The organism is Secundilactobacillus odoratitofui DSM 19909 = JCM 15043 (genome assembly GCF_001434895.1).
In the GTDB taxonomy this organism is placed as follows: Bacteria; Bacillota; Bacilli; order Lactobacillales; family Lactobacillaceae; genus Secundilactobacillus; species Secundilactobacillus odoratitofui.
In genome coordinates, this window is the sequence record NZ_AZEE01000030.1 from 238336 (window position 1) to 251490 (window position 13155).

General features: G+C 43.5%; 23 protein-coding genes. All 23 read left to right on the forward strand.

Annotation, left to right across the window (positions count from 1 at the left end):
* The first annotated feature begins 43 nt into the window (after window positions 1-43).
* Window positions 44-2143: an elongation factor G gene (fusA, locus tag FD04_RS11340; RefSeq protein ID WP_056948924.1), complete on the forward strand. Its 2100-nt coding sequence runs from the start codon at window positions 44-46 to the stop codon at window positions 2141-2143.
* 517 nt (window positions 2144-2660) lie between these two features.
* Window positions 2661-2969 carry a 30S ribosomal protein S10 gene (gene rpsJ, locus FD04_RS11345; RefSeq protein WP_054709151.1) on the forward strand — a complete coding sequence of 103 codons (309 nt, stop codon included), beginning with the start codon at window positions 2661-2663 and terminating at the stop codon, window positions 2967-2969.
* Window positions 2970-3013: 44 nt separating this feature from the next.
* Window positions 3014-3649, forward strand: a complete 636-nt coding sequence (gene rplC, locus FD04_RS11350; RefSeq protein WP_056948925.1) for a 50S ribosomal protein L3 — start codon at window positions 3014-3016, stop codon at window positions 3647-3649.
* Between the two features lie 17 nt (window positions 3650-3666).
* The gene (gene rplD, locus FD04_RS11355; RefSeq protein WP_054700884.1) at window positions 3667-4290 is read left to right on the forward strand and encodes a 50S ribosomal protein L4; all 624 of its coding nucleotides are present in this window, start codon (window positions 3667-3669) and stop codon (window positions 4288-4290) included.
* Entirely contained in the window at window positions 4290-4577 is a 288-nt protein-coding gene (gene rplW, locus FD04_RS11360; protein WP_056948926.1) for a 50S ribosomal protein L23, read from the forward strand. Before rplD ends, rplW begins: the two co-directional genes overlap by 1 nt.
* A 28-nt stretch (window positions 4578-4605) precedes the next feature.
* The gene (gene rplB / locus FD04_RS11365; protein WP_054700886.1) at window positions 4606-5442 is read left to right on the forward strand and encodes a 50S ribosomal protein L2; all 837 of its coding nucleotides are present in this window, start codon (window positions 4606-4608) and stop codon (window positions 5440-5442) included.
* 45 nt (window positions 5443-5487) lie between these two features.
* Entirely contained in the window at window positions 5488-5766 is a 279-nt protein-coding gene (gene rpsS, locus FD04_RS11370; protein WP_056948927.1) for a 30S ribosomal protein S19, read from the forward strand.
* Window positions 5767-5782: 16 nt separating this feature from the next.
* On the forward strand, window positions 5783-6130 hold the full coding sequence (rplV, locus tag FD04_RS11375; RefSeq protein ID WP_054700891.1) for a 50S ribosomal protein L22: 348 nt from the start codon (window positions 5783-5785) through the stop codon (window positions 6128-6130).
* A 12-nt stretch (window positions 6131-6142) separates the two neighbouring features.
* Window positions 6143-6811, forward strand: coding sequence for a 30S ribosomal protein S3 (gene rpsC / locus FD04_RS11380; protein ID WP_054700894.1), 669 nt, complete (start codon window positions 6143-6145; stop codon window positions 6809-6811).
* A gap of 1 nt (window position 6812) precedes the next feature.
* Entirely contained in the window at window positions 6813-7247 is a 435-nt protein-coding gene (gene rplP / locus FD04_RS11385) for a 50S ribosomal protein L16 (RefSeq protein ID WP_054700897.1), read from the forward strand.
* On the forward strand, window positions 7237-7431 hold the full coding sequence (gene rpmC / locus FD04_RS11390; RefSeq protein ID WP_054700900.1) for a 50S ribosomal protein L29: 195 nt from the start codon (window positions 7237-7239) through the stop codon (window positions 7429-7431). The genes rplP and rpmC overlap by 11 nt, the downstream gene beginning before the upstream one ends.
* A 24-nt stretch (window positions 7432-7455) precedes the next feature.
* Window positions 7456-7722, forward strand: a complete 267-nt coding sequence (gene rpsQ / locus FD04_RS11395; RefSeq protein WP_054700903.1) for a 30S ribosomal protein S17 — start codon at window positions 7456-7458, stop codon at window positions 7720-7722.
* 53 nt (window positions 7723-7775) lie between these two features.
* Window positions 7776-8144, forward strand: a complete 369-nt coding sequence (gene rplN, locus FD04_RS11400) for a 50S ribosomal protein L14 (protein WP_054700906.1) — start codon at window positions 7776-7778, stop codon at window positions 8142-8144.
* 30 nt (window positions 8145-8174) lie between these two features.
* Window positions 8175-8486: a 50S ribosomal protein L24 gene (rplX, locus tag FD04_RS11405; RefSeq protein ID WP_054700907.1), complete on the forward strand. Its 312-nt coding sequence runs from the start codon at window positions 8175-8177 to the stop codon at window positions 8484-8486.
* Between the two features lie 26 nt (window positions 8487-8512).
* Window positions 8513-9055, forward strand: a complete 543-nt coding sequence (gene rplE, locus FD04_RS11410) for a 50S ribosomal protein L5 (protein WP_056948928.1) — start codon at window positions 8513-8515, stop codon at window positions 9053-9055.
* 13 nt (window positions 9056-9068) lie between these two features.
* The gene (locus FD04_RS11415) at window positions 9069-9254 is read left to right on the forward strand and encodes a type Z 30S ribosomal protein S14 (RefSeq protein WP_056948929.1); all 186 of its coding nucleotides are present in this window, start codon (window positions 9069-9071) and stop codon (window positions 9252-9254) included.
* Window positions 9255-9283: 29 nt separating this feature from the next.
* On the forward strand, window positions 9284-9682 hold the full coding sequence (gene rpsH / locus FD04_RS11420; RefSeq protein WP_054700913.1) for a 30S ribosomal protein S8: 399 nt from the start codon (window positions 9284-9286) through the stop codon (window positions 9680-9682).
* A 30-nt stretch (window positions 9683-9712) separates the two neighbouring features.
* Window positions 9713-10246 carry a 50S ribosomal protein L6 gene (rplF, locus tag FD04_RS11425; RefSeq protein WP_054700916.1) on the forward strand — a complete coding sequence of 178 codons (534 nt, stop codon included), beginning with the start codon at window positions 9713-9715 and terminating at the stop codon, window positions 10244-10246.
* 34 nt (window positions 10247-10280) lie between these two features.
* Entirely contained in the window at window positions 10281-10646 is a 366-nt protein-coding gene (gene rplR, locus FD04_RS11430; protein ID WP_054700919.1) for a 50S ribosomal protein L18, read from the forward strand.
* 20 nt (window positions 10647-10666) lie between these two features.
* Window positions 10667-11170 (forward strand): 30S ribosomal protein S5, encoded by a 504-nt coding sequence (gene rpsE / locus FD04_RS11435; RefSeq protein ID WP_054700922.1) that lies wholly within the window; start codon window positions 10667-10669, stop codon window positions 11168-11170.
* 12 nt (window positions 11171-11182) lie between these two features.
* Complete coding sequence (gene rpmD, locus FD04_RS11440) at window positions 11183-11365, forward strand: 50S ribosomal protein L30 (protein ID WP_054653959.1); 183 nt, start codon at window positions 11183-11185, stop codon at window positions 11363-11365.
* A 27-nt stretch (window positions 11366-11392) separates the two neighbouring features.
* Entirely contained in the window at window positions 11393-11830 is a 438-nt protein-coding gene (gene rplO, locus FD04_RS11445) for a 50S ribosomal protein L15 (RefSeq protein WP_054700925.1), read from the forward strand.
* Window positions 11830-13143 carry a preprotein translocase subunit SecY gene (gene secY, locus FD04_RS11450; protein ID WP_054700928.1) on the forward strand — a complete coding sequence of 438 codons (1314 nt, stop codon included), beginning with the start codon at window positions 11830-11832 and terminating at the stop codon, window positions 13141-13143. Before rplO ends, secY begins: the two co-directional genes overlap by 1 nt.
* Window positions 13144-13155 lie beyond the last annotated feature (12 nt).

Below are 13155 nucleotides of genomic sequence, written 5' to 3' on the forward strand. Positions count from 1 at the left end.
CTATAAATAATGTCATCAAACTGAGAGGAGTTACAGATTTAACATGGCTAATACACGAGCTTTTCCACTAGAAAAGACCCGTAACATCGGGATCATGGCGCATATCGATGCTGGTAAGACAACTACCACTGAACGGATCTTGTATTACACTGGTAAGATCCACAAAATTGGTGAAACCCATGATGGTGCTTCACAAATGGACTGGATGGAACAAGAACAAGAACGTGGGATCACGATCACTTCAGCTGCTACCACTGCTGAATGGAAGGGTCACCGTATCAACATCATCGATACCCCAGGACACGTGGACTTCACTGTCGAAGTTGAACGTTCACTCCGTGTGCTTGATGGTGCCATCGCTGTCTTGGATGCCCAAGCCGGTGTTGAACCACAAACTGAAACGGTTTGGCGTCAAGCTTCAGATTACGACGTTCCCCGTATCGTGTTTGTTAACAAGATGGACAAATTGGGTGCTGATTTTGATTTCTCAGTTAGCTCAATCAAGGACCGTCTCCAAGCTAACGCTTTAGCTATCCAAATGCCTATTGGTGCCGAAGACGACTTCGAAGGAATCATCGACTTGATCGAAATGAAAGCCGATATCTACGACGAAGACGAATTAGGTGCTGAATGGGATACGGTTGAAATTCCTGATGAATACAAGGAAGAAGCTCAAAAGCGTCGTGATCAAATGATCGAAGAATTGGCTGACGTTGATGACAGCATTATGGAAAAGTACCTTGAAGGTGAAGAAATTTCCATTCCTGAAATCAAAGCCGCAATCCGTAAAGCAACCTTGAACCTTGAATTATTCCCAGTTCTTGCTGGTTCTGCCTTCAAGAACAAGGGTGTTCAAATGTTAATGGATGCTACGGTTGACTTCTTACCATCACCATTAGACGTCAAGCCTTACAAGGCTACTAACCCTGATACTGATGAAGAAGTTGAATTGAAGGCTAACGACGACGCGCCATTTGCCGCCTTAGCATTTAAGATCGCTACCGATCCATTCGTTGGTCGTTTAACGTTTATCCGGGTTTACCAAGGTACTTTGGAATCTGGTTCATACGTTTTGAACTCAACTAAGGACAAGCGTGAACGTGTTGGTCGTTTACTCCAAATGCACTCAAATCACCGTCAAGAGATCCCAGAAGTGTTCTCAGGTGACATTGCAGCCGCTATTGGTTTAAAGAACACCACTACTGGTGATTCATTGACCGATGTTGATCACCCATTGCACTTGGAATCAATGGAATTCCCTGAACCAGTTATTCAGGTTGCCGTTGAACCTAAGACAAAGGCTGACCAAGACAAGATGAACAACGCCTTACAAAAGCTTTCTGAAGAAGATCCTACTTTCCGGGCCGAAACTAACCCTGAAACTGGTGAAACTTTGATTGCTGGTATGGGTGAACTTCACTTGGATATCATCATTGATCGTATGAAGCGTGAATTCAAGGTTGAAGCCACTGTTGGTGCACCTCAAGTTTCATACCGTGAAGCCTTCACGAAGCAAACCTCTGCTCAAGGTAAGTTTGTTCGTCAATCAGGTGGTAAAGGTCAATATGGTGATGTTTGGATCGAATTTACCCCTAATGAAGAGGGTAAAGGGTTCGAATTCGAAGACGCTATCGTTGGTGGGGTTGTTCCTCGTGAATACATCGCATCAGTTGAACAAGGTGTTAAGGAATCAATGGAAAATGGTGTTCTTGCCGGCTACCCATTGATCGACTTAAAGGCCAAGTTATACGATGGTAGTTACCACGAAGTCGATTCTAGTGAAGCCGCCTTTAAGGTTGCCGCTTCAATCGCTTTACGTAACGCTTCAAAGACCGCTGCACCAGTTATCTTGGAACCAATCATGAAGGTCGACATCCTTGTACCAGAAGAGTACATGGGCGATATCATGGGCCAAGTTACTGCCCGTCGTGGTCGTGTTGATGGTATGGAAGCACGTGGTAACGCACAAATGATTCACTCATTCGTGCCATTGGCCGAAATGTTCGGTTATGCAACCACACTTCGTTCAGCATCACAAGGTCGTGGTACTTTCACCATGACTTTCGATCACTACGAAGCTGTTCCTAAGTCAATTCAAGAAGAAATCATCAAGAAGAACGGCGGCAACCCTGCTGCTGAATAAGCGCGATGAATTTCTAAAAAGTCGTTACCTTCGGGTGGCGGCTTTTTTTATTGTTTAAATTGGCAGGTAGACGAACCGTTTCTTCTATAATATAGAAACCAATTTGAATACAAGAAATAACGAGCTTGCTTATCGTTACCTGAAACATCCGGGTCGTTAGAGCGGACTTGGAAACCATCAAAAATAATTTGATGGCAGAATGGATAAATCATAGCGATTGTTGCACTAATTTGAGTAAAAAAATAAATTTTGGGAGAAATACAGGTTAAAAACCAGTTCGTCGCAGAATTAAATTAACAGGAATTCAAAGAAAGTTAGCAATAAACCTTGTCAAACCGCCAGTTGTTGTGTATTATAGATAGGTGCTGTATTTCAGGGGCTAACCCCGGTGTGGAATCAGCATAGCAAAGCGATGATGTGAAAGGTTGCGGCACGCCCGGCCGCTTTGCCACGGGGCGTGACGGTAATTTTCACGGAGTTAGTCTTATTTTGAAAATAGACGTAAGGAGGGAATCCAATGGCAAAACAAAAAATTCGTATCCGTTTGAAGGCTTACGAACACCGCATTCTTGACCAATCTGCAGAAAAGATTGTTGAAACTGCAAAGCGTACAGGTGCAGAAATTTCTGGTCCTATTCCGTTACCAACGGAACGTACGATTTACACGGTGCTTCGTTCACCACATAAGTTCAAGAAGTCTCGTGAACAATTCGAGATGCGGACTCACAAACGGTTGATCGATATTGTTAACCCAACGCCAAAGACAGTTGACTCATTAATGAAGTTAGACTTGCCTTCAGGTGTGGATATCGAAATCAAACTATAATTTAGCTTCAAGACAAAAAATTACATTATATCGGAGGTGTACTCATGACCACAAAAGGAATCTTAGGAAAAAAAGTAGGGATGACGCAAGTCTTCACTGAAAATGGCGAATTAATTCCAGTTACTGTTGTTGAAACAACGCCTAACGTTGTTTTACAAGTTAAGACTGTTGAAAATGATGGTTACAACGCCATTCAATTAGGTTACGCTGACAAGCGCGAAGTATTGAGCAACAAACCCGAAAAAGGTCATGTAGCAAAAGCAAACACGGCCCCTAAGCGCTTCATTCATGAAATCAGAGATGTTGAGCTAGGGGACTATAAGGTAGCAGATGAAGTCAAGGCAGACATCTTTGAAGCCGGTGAGTACGTAGACGTCACTGGTACAACAAAGGGTCATGGTTACCAAGGTAACATCCACAAAGACGGTCAAAGTCGTGGACCAGAAACTCACGGTTCTCGTTACCACCGTCGTCCAGGTTCATTAGGTGCCGTTATCAACCGTGTTTTCAAGGGCAAGTTATTACCAGGTCGTATGGGTAACAACACTCGGACTATTCAAAACTTGAAGGTTGTCCGTGCCGATGTTGAAAACAACGTATTGTTGATCAGCGGGAACGTTCCTGGTGCAAACAAATCATTCGTTGAAATTAAGAGTGCCGTTCGCGCACCTAAGAAATAAGAAAGGAGGAAACGTAAATGACTAGTGTTACTTTATTTAAGCAAGACGGTAGCCAAAACGGTGACGTTACATTGAACGAAGCCATCTTTGGCATCGAACCTAACGAAAACGTTGTGTTTGATACTGTTTTGATGCAACGCGCTTCACTTCGCCAAGGAACTCATGCGGTTAAGAACCGTAGTGCAGTTCGTGGTGGTGGTAAGAAGCCATGGCGTCAAAAGGGTACTGGCCGTGCCCGTGTCGGTTCTACTCGTTCACCAATTTGGGTTGGTGGTGGTACCGTATTCGGCCCAACACCTCGTTCATACGCTTATCACCTTCCTAAGAAGGTTACGCGTTTGGCATTGAAGTCAGTCCTTTCACAAAAGGTTGCTGATGGTGCCTTAGTTGTTGTTGATGCATTTAACTTTGATCAACCAAAGACCAAGGAATTTGCACAATCATTAACTAGTTTGAACGTTTCAACTAAGACTTTAGTGGTTCTTGAGGAAGATAACAAGAACGCAGAATTGGCAGCTCGTAACCTTGCTAATGTTAAGGTAATCGATGCCAAGGGGATTAACGTATTGGATGTCATCAACAGTGACAAACTTGTGTTAACTCAAACTGCTCTTTCTCAGATCGAGGAGGTGCTCGCATAATGGAAGCACGCGATATTATTTTACGCCCAGTCATTACAGAAGCATCTACTGCTTTACTTGATGACAAGCGTTACACATTCGACGTGGACGTACGTGCCACGAAGACACAAGTTAAAAAAGCAATCGAAGAAATCTTCGACGTTAAGGTTGTTAAAGTTAACATCATGAACGTCAAGGGTAAGCTTAAGCGTCAAGGTCGTTACGAAGGCTACACTAAGAAGCGTCGTAAGGCTATTGTGACCCTTTCAGCTGACTCAGAAGAAATTAAGTTATTCGGCGAAGAATAACAATCTATTAATATAGGAGGGAATCAACGTGGCGATTAAAGTATACAAACCAACCAGTAATGGTCGGCGTAATATGACTAGCCTTGACTATAGCCAAGTAATTACTAAGTCAAAGCCAGAAAAGTCATTACTAGAATCAAAGAGTCACACTGCTGGTCGTAACAACTACGGTCACAAGACTGTTCGTCATCGTGGCGGCGGTAACAAGACGCAATACCGGATTATCGACTTCAAGCGTACAAAAGACAACGTCTCAGCTACGGTTAAAGCAATCGAATATGATCCAAACCGGACTGCCAACATCGCATTGTTAGTTTACACTGACGGTGTTAAGGCATACATCTTGGCACCTAAGGGCTTAAAGGTTGGCGACAAAGTTCAATCTGGTCCAGATGCTGATATCAAGGTTGGTAATGCATTACCATTACAAAACATTCCTGTTGGTACCACTATTCACAACATCGAATTGAAGCCTGGTAAGGGTGGTCAATTAGTTCGTTCAGCTGGTGCCGGTGCGCAATTGCTTGGTAAAGAAGGCAAGTACGCAATGGTTCGTTTAACTTCTGGTGAAGTTCGTATGGTTCTTGCCGTTAACCGTGCCACTATCGGTACTGTTGGTAACGAAGAACACGAATTGATCAACGTTGGTAAAGCTGGTCGTAACCGTTGGGTTGGCAAGCGTCCACAATCACGTGGTTCCGTAATGAACCCTAACGATCACCCTCATGGTGGTGGTGAAGGTAAAGCACCTATCGGTCGTCCATCACCATTATCACCATGGGGTAAGAAGACTGCTGGTAAGAAGACTCGTTCTACCAAAGCACGTTCAAACAAGTTTATTGTTCGTCGTAAAGGCAAGAAGTAATAAACTTACTGCATAAGTAATCTCACTCGTAAGGAGGGTAATCTAATGGGTCGTAGTTTAAAAAAGGGACCATTCGCTGATGAACATCTTTTGAAGAAGATCGATGCACAAAAAGATCAAGATAAAAAGACTGTCATCAAGACATGGTCACGTCGTTCAACGATTTTCCCTAGCTTCATTGGCTACACAATTGCTGTGTACGATGGTCGTAAGAACGTTCCAGTATTCATTCAAGAAGATATGGTTGGTCACAAGTTAGGTGAATTTGTCCCAACTCGTACTTTCCGTGGCCATTCTGGCGACGATAAGAAGACAGGTAAATAATAAGGAGGATTAGCTAATGGCTGAACAAGTTACATCAGCAAAGGCAACTGCGAAAACAGTTCGTGTTGCCGCACGTAAGGTCCGCCTTGTCGTTGATCTTATCAGAGGCAAAAGCGTGGCTGAAGCGATTGCAATTTTGAAGTTCACCCCTCGTGGTGCTTCACCAATCGTTGAAAAAGTGTTAATGTCAGCAGTTGCAAATGCTGAAAACAATTTCGACTTAGACCGCTCTGATTTGGTTGTCAGCGAAGTCTTTGTTAACGAAGGACCAACGCTTAAGCGGTTCCGTCCTCGTGCCAAAGGTTCTGCTTCACCAATCAACAAGCGTACAAGTCACATCACAGTAGTCGTATCTGAAAAATAGGAGGGATAACGCGTGGGTCAAAAGATTAATCCAACCGGATTACGTGTCGGTATTATTCGCGACTGGGAAGCAAAGTGGTATGCTGAAAAAGAATTTGCTGCTTACCTTGGCGAAGACCTTAAAATCCGCAAATACATCGAAAAGCGCCTTGCAGATGCCTCAGTATCAACGGTAGAAATTGAACGTGCCGCTAACCGCGTCAACATTTCAATTCACACTGCTAAGCCTGGTATGGTCATTGGTAAAGGTGGGTCAGAAGTTGAAAATCTCCGTAAGGAATTAAACAACTTGACTGGCAAACGTGTACACATCAACATCATCGAAATCAAGAAGCCTGATTTGGATGCTAAATTAGTTGGTGAAAACATCGCACGTCAACTTGAAGGCCGTGTTGCTTTCCGTCGTGCAATGCGTGGGGCAATGCAACGTACTATGCGTTCTGGCGCCAAGGGTATCAAAACCCAAGTTGCTGGCCGTTTGAACGGTGCAGATATGTCTCGTGTTGAAGCTTACTCAGATGGCACTGTTCCTTTGCACACATTACGTGCAGACATCGACTATGCTTGGGTTGAAGCACACACAACTTACGGTTCATTAGGCGTTAAGACTTGGATCTATCGTGGCGAAGTATTGCCAGACAAGCCAAACGCTAACAAAAACAACGAACAAGGAGGGAAATAGCATGCTAGTACCAAAGCGAGTAAAGCACCGTCGTGAGCACCGTGGTAAGTTACGTGGCGCAGCTAAAGGCGGCAAGTCAGTTGCTTTTGGTGATTACGGTTTGCAAGCATTAGATTCAAGCTGGATTTCAAACCGTCAAATCGAAGCAGCTCGTATCGCCATGACACGTTACATGAAGCGTGGCGGTAAAGTTTGGATCAAGATTTTCCCTCACAAATCCTACACTGAAAAAGGTGTCGGTGTTCGTATGGGTAATGGTAAAGGTGCACCAGCAGGTTGGGTAGCACCCGTTAAACGTGAAAAGGTTATGTTCGAAGTCGGTGGCGTTTCAGAAGAAGTTGCACGTGAAGCATTGCGTTTAGCTGCTATGAAGTTGCCAGTTCGCACTAAGATCATCCCTCGCGAGGAAGTAGGTGGCGAATCAAATGAAGGCTAAAGATATTAAAGAATTAACCACTGCTGAAATGCTTGAAAAAGAAAAAGGCTACAAAGACGAATTATTCAACCTTCGTTTCCAATTGGCTACTGGTCAACTTGAAAACACTGCTCGTTTGAAGCAGGTTCGTAAGAATATTGCACGGATCAAAACTGTGCTTCGTCAACAAGAGTTAAGCAAGTAGAATACGATAAAGGAGGAATAATTAATGGCTGAAGAACGTAATGCTCGTAAGACGTACCGTGGTCGTGTCGTTTCTGATAAGATGGAAAAGACTATCACAGTTGCCGTCGAAACTTACAAGAATCATCCAGTATATGGTAAGCGGATCAAGTACACTAAAAAGTACAAAGCCCGTGACGAAAACAATGAAGCCAAGACTGGTGACATCGTTGAAATCATGGAAACTCGTCCATTATCAAAAACTGTTCGTTTCCGACTTCTTGAAGTTGTTGAAAAGGCAGTTATCATCTAGTTTCGACAATTATCGTATTCTGTTTTACTTAGATTGAAAGGAGGACACTAACGGTGATCCAACAAGAATCTCGCTTAAAAGTCGCTGATAACTCTGGTGCCCGGGAAATTTTAACTATTAAAGTTCTGGGTGGTTCAAAGCGTCGTTATGCTAGCATTGGTGACGTCATTGTTGCTACGGTTAAACAAGCAACACCAGGTGGCGTTGTCAAAAAGGGTGACGTCGTCAAAGCAGTTATCGTTCGTACTACTTCTCGTGTACGTCGTGCCGATGGCTCATACATCAAGTTTGATGAAAATGCTGCGGTATTAATCCGTGATGACAAGAGTCCACAAGGCACTCGTATTTTCGGACCAGTTGCGCGTGAACTACGTGACAATGATTATATGAAGATTGTTTCTCTTGCGCCAGAAGTGCTTTAATCGTTCGAAAATAAGGAGGTGCCAAACAGGATGTTCATTAAAACTGGTGATAAAGTTCGCGTGATCAGTGGTAAGGATAAGGGTAAAGAAGGAACTGTTAAAAAGACTCTTTCCGATAAAAACCGCGTCATCGTCGAAGGAATCAACATGATCAAGAAGCATCAAAAAGCTTCTCAAGCCAATCCTCAAGGTGGCATCATTGATACTGAAGCACCAATTCATGTATCAAACGTGATGTTACTTGATCCTTCTAACAACGAACCAACCCGTGTTGGTTTCCGCGTTGAAGATGGCAAGAAGGTTCGTTTCGCTAAAAAGAGCGGCGAAACCATCGACAAGTAATCAAAGAAAGGAGGACAAATTAACTAATGGCTAATCGTTTACAAGAAAAGTACACTAAAGAAATTGTTCCATCAATGATCGAAAAGTTCAGCTATTCTTCTGTTATGCAAGCACCAAAGCTTGACAAGATTGTGTTGAACATGGGTGTTGGTGATGCAACGACTAATGCTAAGAACTTGGATGAAGCAGTTGAAGAACTTGGTTTGATTTCAGGCCAAAAGCCTTTAATTACTAAAGCCAAGAAGTCAATCGCCGGTTTCCGTTTGCGTGAAGGTAACGCAATTGGTGCCAAGGTTACATTACGTGGTGAACGTATGTATGACTTCTTAGACAAGCTAGTTAACGTTTCATTACCACGTGTTCGTGACTTCCATGGTATCAGTTCTCGCGCCTTTGATGGTCGTGGTAACTATACGCTCGGGGTTCGTGAACAATTGATTTTCCCAGAAATCAACTATGATAACGTTAACCGTGTTCGTGGTCTTGACATTGTTATTGTAACAACTGCCAACTCAGACGAAGAATCACGCGAGTTGTTAACACAACTTGGCATGCCATTTACTAAGTAAGGAGGGTATTATTGTGGCTAAAAAATCATTAATTGTTAAGAGTCAGCGTCCAGCTAAGTACTCGACACAAGCTTATACGCGTTGCGAACGTTGTGGTCGTCCACATTCAGTTTATCGCAAATTCCACTTATGCCGACTTTGCTTACGGGATCTTGCCCACAAGGGTCAAATTCCTGGCATGAAGAAAGCTAGCTGGTAATATTTCATAACAAAGGAGGATAAACGTTAATGTCTATGACTGACCCAATTGCAGACTTCTTGACTCGGATCCGTAACGCCAACATGGTTTACCACGAATCATTAGAAGTACCTGCATCAAAGATGAAGCGCGACATCGCTGAAATTTTGAAGCGTGAAGGTTTCATTCGCGACGTTGAATATATCGAAGATAACAAACAAGGCATCATTCGTGTATTTTTGAAGTACGGCCGCGATAAGCAACGTGTTATTTCTGGTTTGAAGCGTATTTCAAAGCCAGGTTTACGTACTTACGTTAAGTCTGACGCTGTTCCTAAGGTACTTAATGGTTTAGGAATTGCAATCATCTCAACATCAGAAGGTGTTGTTACTGATAAAGAAGCACGTGCAAAGAAAATCGGTGGCGAAGTTCTCGCCTACGTTTGGTAATACTTTAAAAAGCAGGGAGGTGTCTACTAAATGAGTCGTATTGGTTACAAGACAGTTACTATTCCAGATGGTGTTGATGTTAAGCGCGACGGTAACGATGTTACTGTAAAGGGCCCAAAGGGTACCATTACTCGTACTTTCTCACCAATTATCACCATGAACGTTGCAGACGGCGAAGTTAACTTTGACCGTCCTGATGACAACAACAAGACCCGTGCCTTACACGGAACTACTCGTGCCAACTTCAACAACATGGTTGAAGGGGTTACTAAGGGTTTCAGCAAGACATTGAAGCTTGTCGGTGTTGGTTACCGTGCCCAATTAAAGGGTAAGTTGATCTTGAGTGTGGGTTACTCAAACCCAGTTGAAATGGACGTTCCTTCAGACTTGAAGGTTGAAGTTCCTGACAACAATACAATCAACATCAGCGGTATCAGCAAGCAAGAAGTCGGTGACTTCGCTGCTGAAGTCCGTGCCGTTCGTTCACCAGAACCTTACAAGGGTAAAGGTATTCGTTACGAAAACGAACACATCAGCCTTAAAGAAGGTAAAACTGGTAAGTAATGCTGCATAAGCAGTTAACAAATAATTTAAAGAGGTGACTATTTTGATTTCGAAACCAGATAAGAACAAGACACGTCAAAAGCGTCATATGCGTGTCCGGAACAAGATTTCTGGTACTGCAGAGCGCCCACGCTTAAATGTTTTCCGTTCAAACAAAAACATCTACGCTCAAGTAATTGATGACGTAGCGGGTGTGACGCTGGTCAGTGCCTCGACATTAGATAGTGAAGTAGCAGCAGGTAACAAGACTGAACAAGCCACTTTAGTTGGTAAGCTTGTTGCAGAACGTGCTGCTGCCAAGAAGATTTCCGAAGTTGTTTTTGATCGTGGCGGTTACTTATACCACGGCCGTGTGCAAGCATTGGCAGAAGCAGCTCGTGAAAACGGCTTGCAATTCTAAAAAAGGAGGAATAACCACTAATGGCAAAGTTTATCGATCCTGAAAAGTTGGATCTTGAAGACAACGTTGTTGCGATCAACCGGATTACCAAAGTTGTAAAAGGTGGCCGTCGTCTCCGTTTTGCAGCCCTTGTTGTAGTTGGTGATCACAATGGTCACGTTGGTTTTGGTACTGGTAAAGCGCAAGAAGTTCCAGAAGCCATCCGTAAGGCTGTTGAAGCTGCTCGCAAGAACTTAATTGAAGTGCCAATCGTTGGTACTACTATTCCACATGAAATCATCGGAACTTACGATGGTGGCCGGATTCTTTTGAAGCCTGCTGCTGAAGGTTCTGGGGTTGCTGCTGGTGGCGCCGTTCGTGCCGTCATGGAATTAGCTGGCGTTGCTGACGTCACTAGTAAGCGTCTTGGCTCTGATACACCAATCAACGCCATCCGTGCTACGTTTGAAGGTTTGAAACAACTCAAGCGTGCTGAAGAGGTTGCTGATTTACGTGGTGTTTCAGTTCAACACTTAGCTGAATAGGAGGAGCTCAACATGGCTGATTTAAAAGTTACTTTGATCCACAGTGTTGCCCACCGTCTTCCTAAACAACGTAAAATCGTTGAAGCCCTTGGCTTAAAGAAGGTTAATAGCTCTGTTGTTCGTCCGGACAACGCTGCTACTCGTGGTGCATTGTTCCAAATCGCCCACTTGATCAAAGTTGAAGAAGTAAAGTAATTACTAAATAAGGAGGTGCCTTCATTCATGAAGTTGAACGAATTACAACCATCTGAAGGATCACGTTTTACGCGTTCACGTAAAGGCCGTGGTCGTTCTGCTGGTAACGGTAAGACATCAGGTCGTGGCCAAAAGGGTCAAAAGGCTCGTAGCAAGACCCGTCTTGGTTTCGAAGGTGGCCAGATGCCACTTTACCGTCGGATTCCAAAGCGTGGGTTTACTAACATTAACCGCAAGGAATATGCTTTAGTTAACCTTTCAACGCTTAATGATCGTTTCGAAGATGGTGCAGAAGTAACACCTGTAGCATTGGTTGAAGCCGGCATCGTTAAAAACGAAAAAGACGGTATCAAAGTATTAGGTAACGGAGAAATCTCAAAGAAGCTTACGGTTAAAGCACACAAGTTTTCTGCTAGTGCTAGCGCCGCAATCGAAGCTGCAGGCGGTAAAACTGAGGTGATTTAATGCTTTCGACCATGAAAAACGCGTTTAAAGTTAAAGACATTCGAAATAAGATTCTCTTTACACTGATGGTTTTGGTTGTCTTCCGGATTGGCTCCTACATTACTGTGCCAGGAGTTAATGCGAAGGCATTACAAAGCGTTGCGTCTTCAGGATTGGTTAGCATTTTAAACATGTTCAGTGGTGGTGGCTTAACTAACTACTCTATCTTCGCGATGGGGGTTTCGCCTTACATCACCGCACAAATTGTGATCCAACTTCTACAGATGGATATCGTACCTCGATATGTAGAATGGAGTAAGCAAGGGGAAGTTGGTCGACGGAAGTTGAATCAACACACACGGTACTTAACGATTATCTTGGCGTTTGTGCAATCGATTGGGATTACGGCAGGGTTTAATACCTTGAGTAGTTTGAATTTGGTTCAAAACCCAGGTTTTAAGACGTATGCGATGATTGGGCTTGTGTTGACTGGTGGAACCATGTTAACCACTTGGATGGGTGATATGATTACTGATCACGGTTTAGGAAACGGTGTGTCAATGATTATCTTCGCCGGGATTATTGCCAGAATGCCTACGGGCTTGCAAATGTTGTACCAAAACTATTTGCAGAACCTGACAAAATCCGACTGGTGGCAAGGTGCTCTGATTGTGGTTGGACTGTTGATTATCGTGTTGATCATCGTGACGTTTGTGACGTGGGTTCAACAGGCTGATCGTAAGATTCCAATCCAATATACGCGTCGTGTTTCTGGCGATCCTGATAGTAGTTATCTACCATTAAAGGTTAACGTCGCTGGAGTTATTCCAGTTATTTTTGCGAGTTCGTTTATTGCAACGCCACAAACCATCTTGATGGCGTTCGCGAATAACCACTCAGAAGATACTTGGTATCAAGTCATGACCAATATCTTCAACATGCAATCAACTGGCGGGACAATCTTATACACCATTTTGATTGTGCTGTTCACGTTCTTCTATGCGTTTGTTCAGGTTAACCCTCAAAAATTATCTGAGAATTTACAGAAGCAAGGGAGTTATATCCCAGGCGTCTGGCCCGGTCATGAAACTCAAGTTTACGTTTCAAACTTATTGATGCGTTTGAGTACGGTCGGTGCATTATTCTTAGGGTTGGTTGCATTGATTCCACTAGTTGCTCAAAACGTTTGGAATTTGGATGAATCAATTGGACTTGGTGGTACTAGTTTACTTATTGTTGTTGGTGTCGCTATTCAAACGATTCAACAGATTGAAGGGTTGATGATGAAGCGGACTTACGTTGGTTTCATCCAAGATACCCGTCCAACTGAATGAGACGAGTAATGG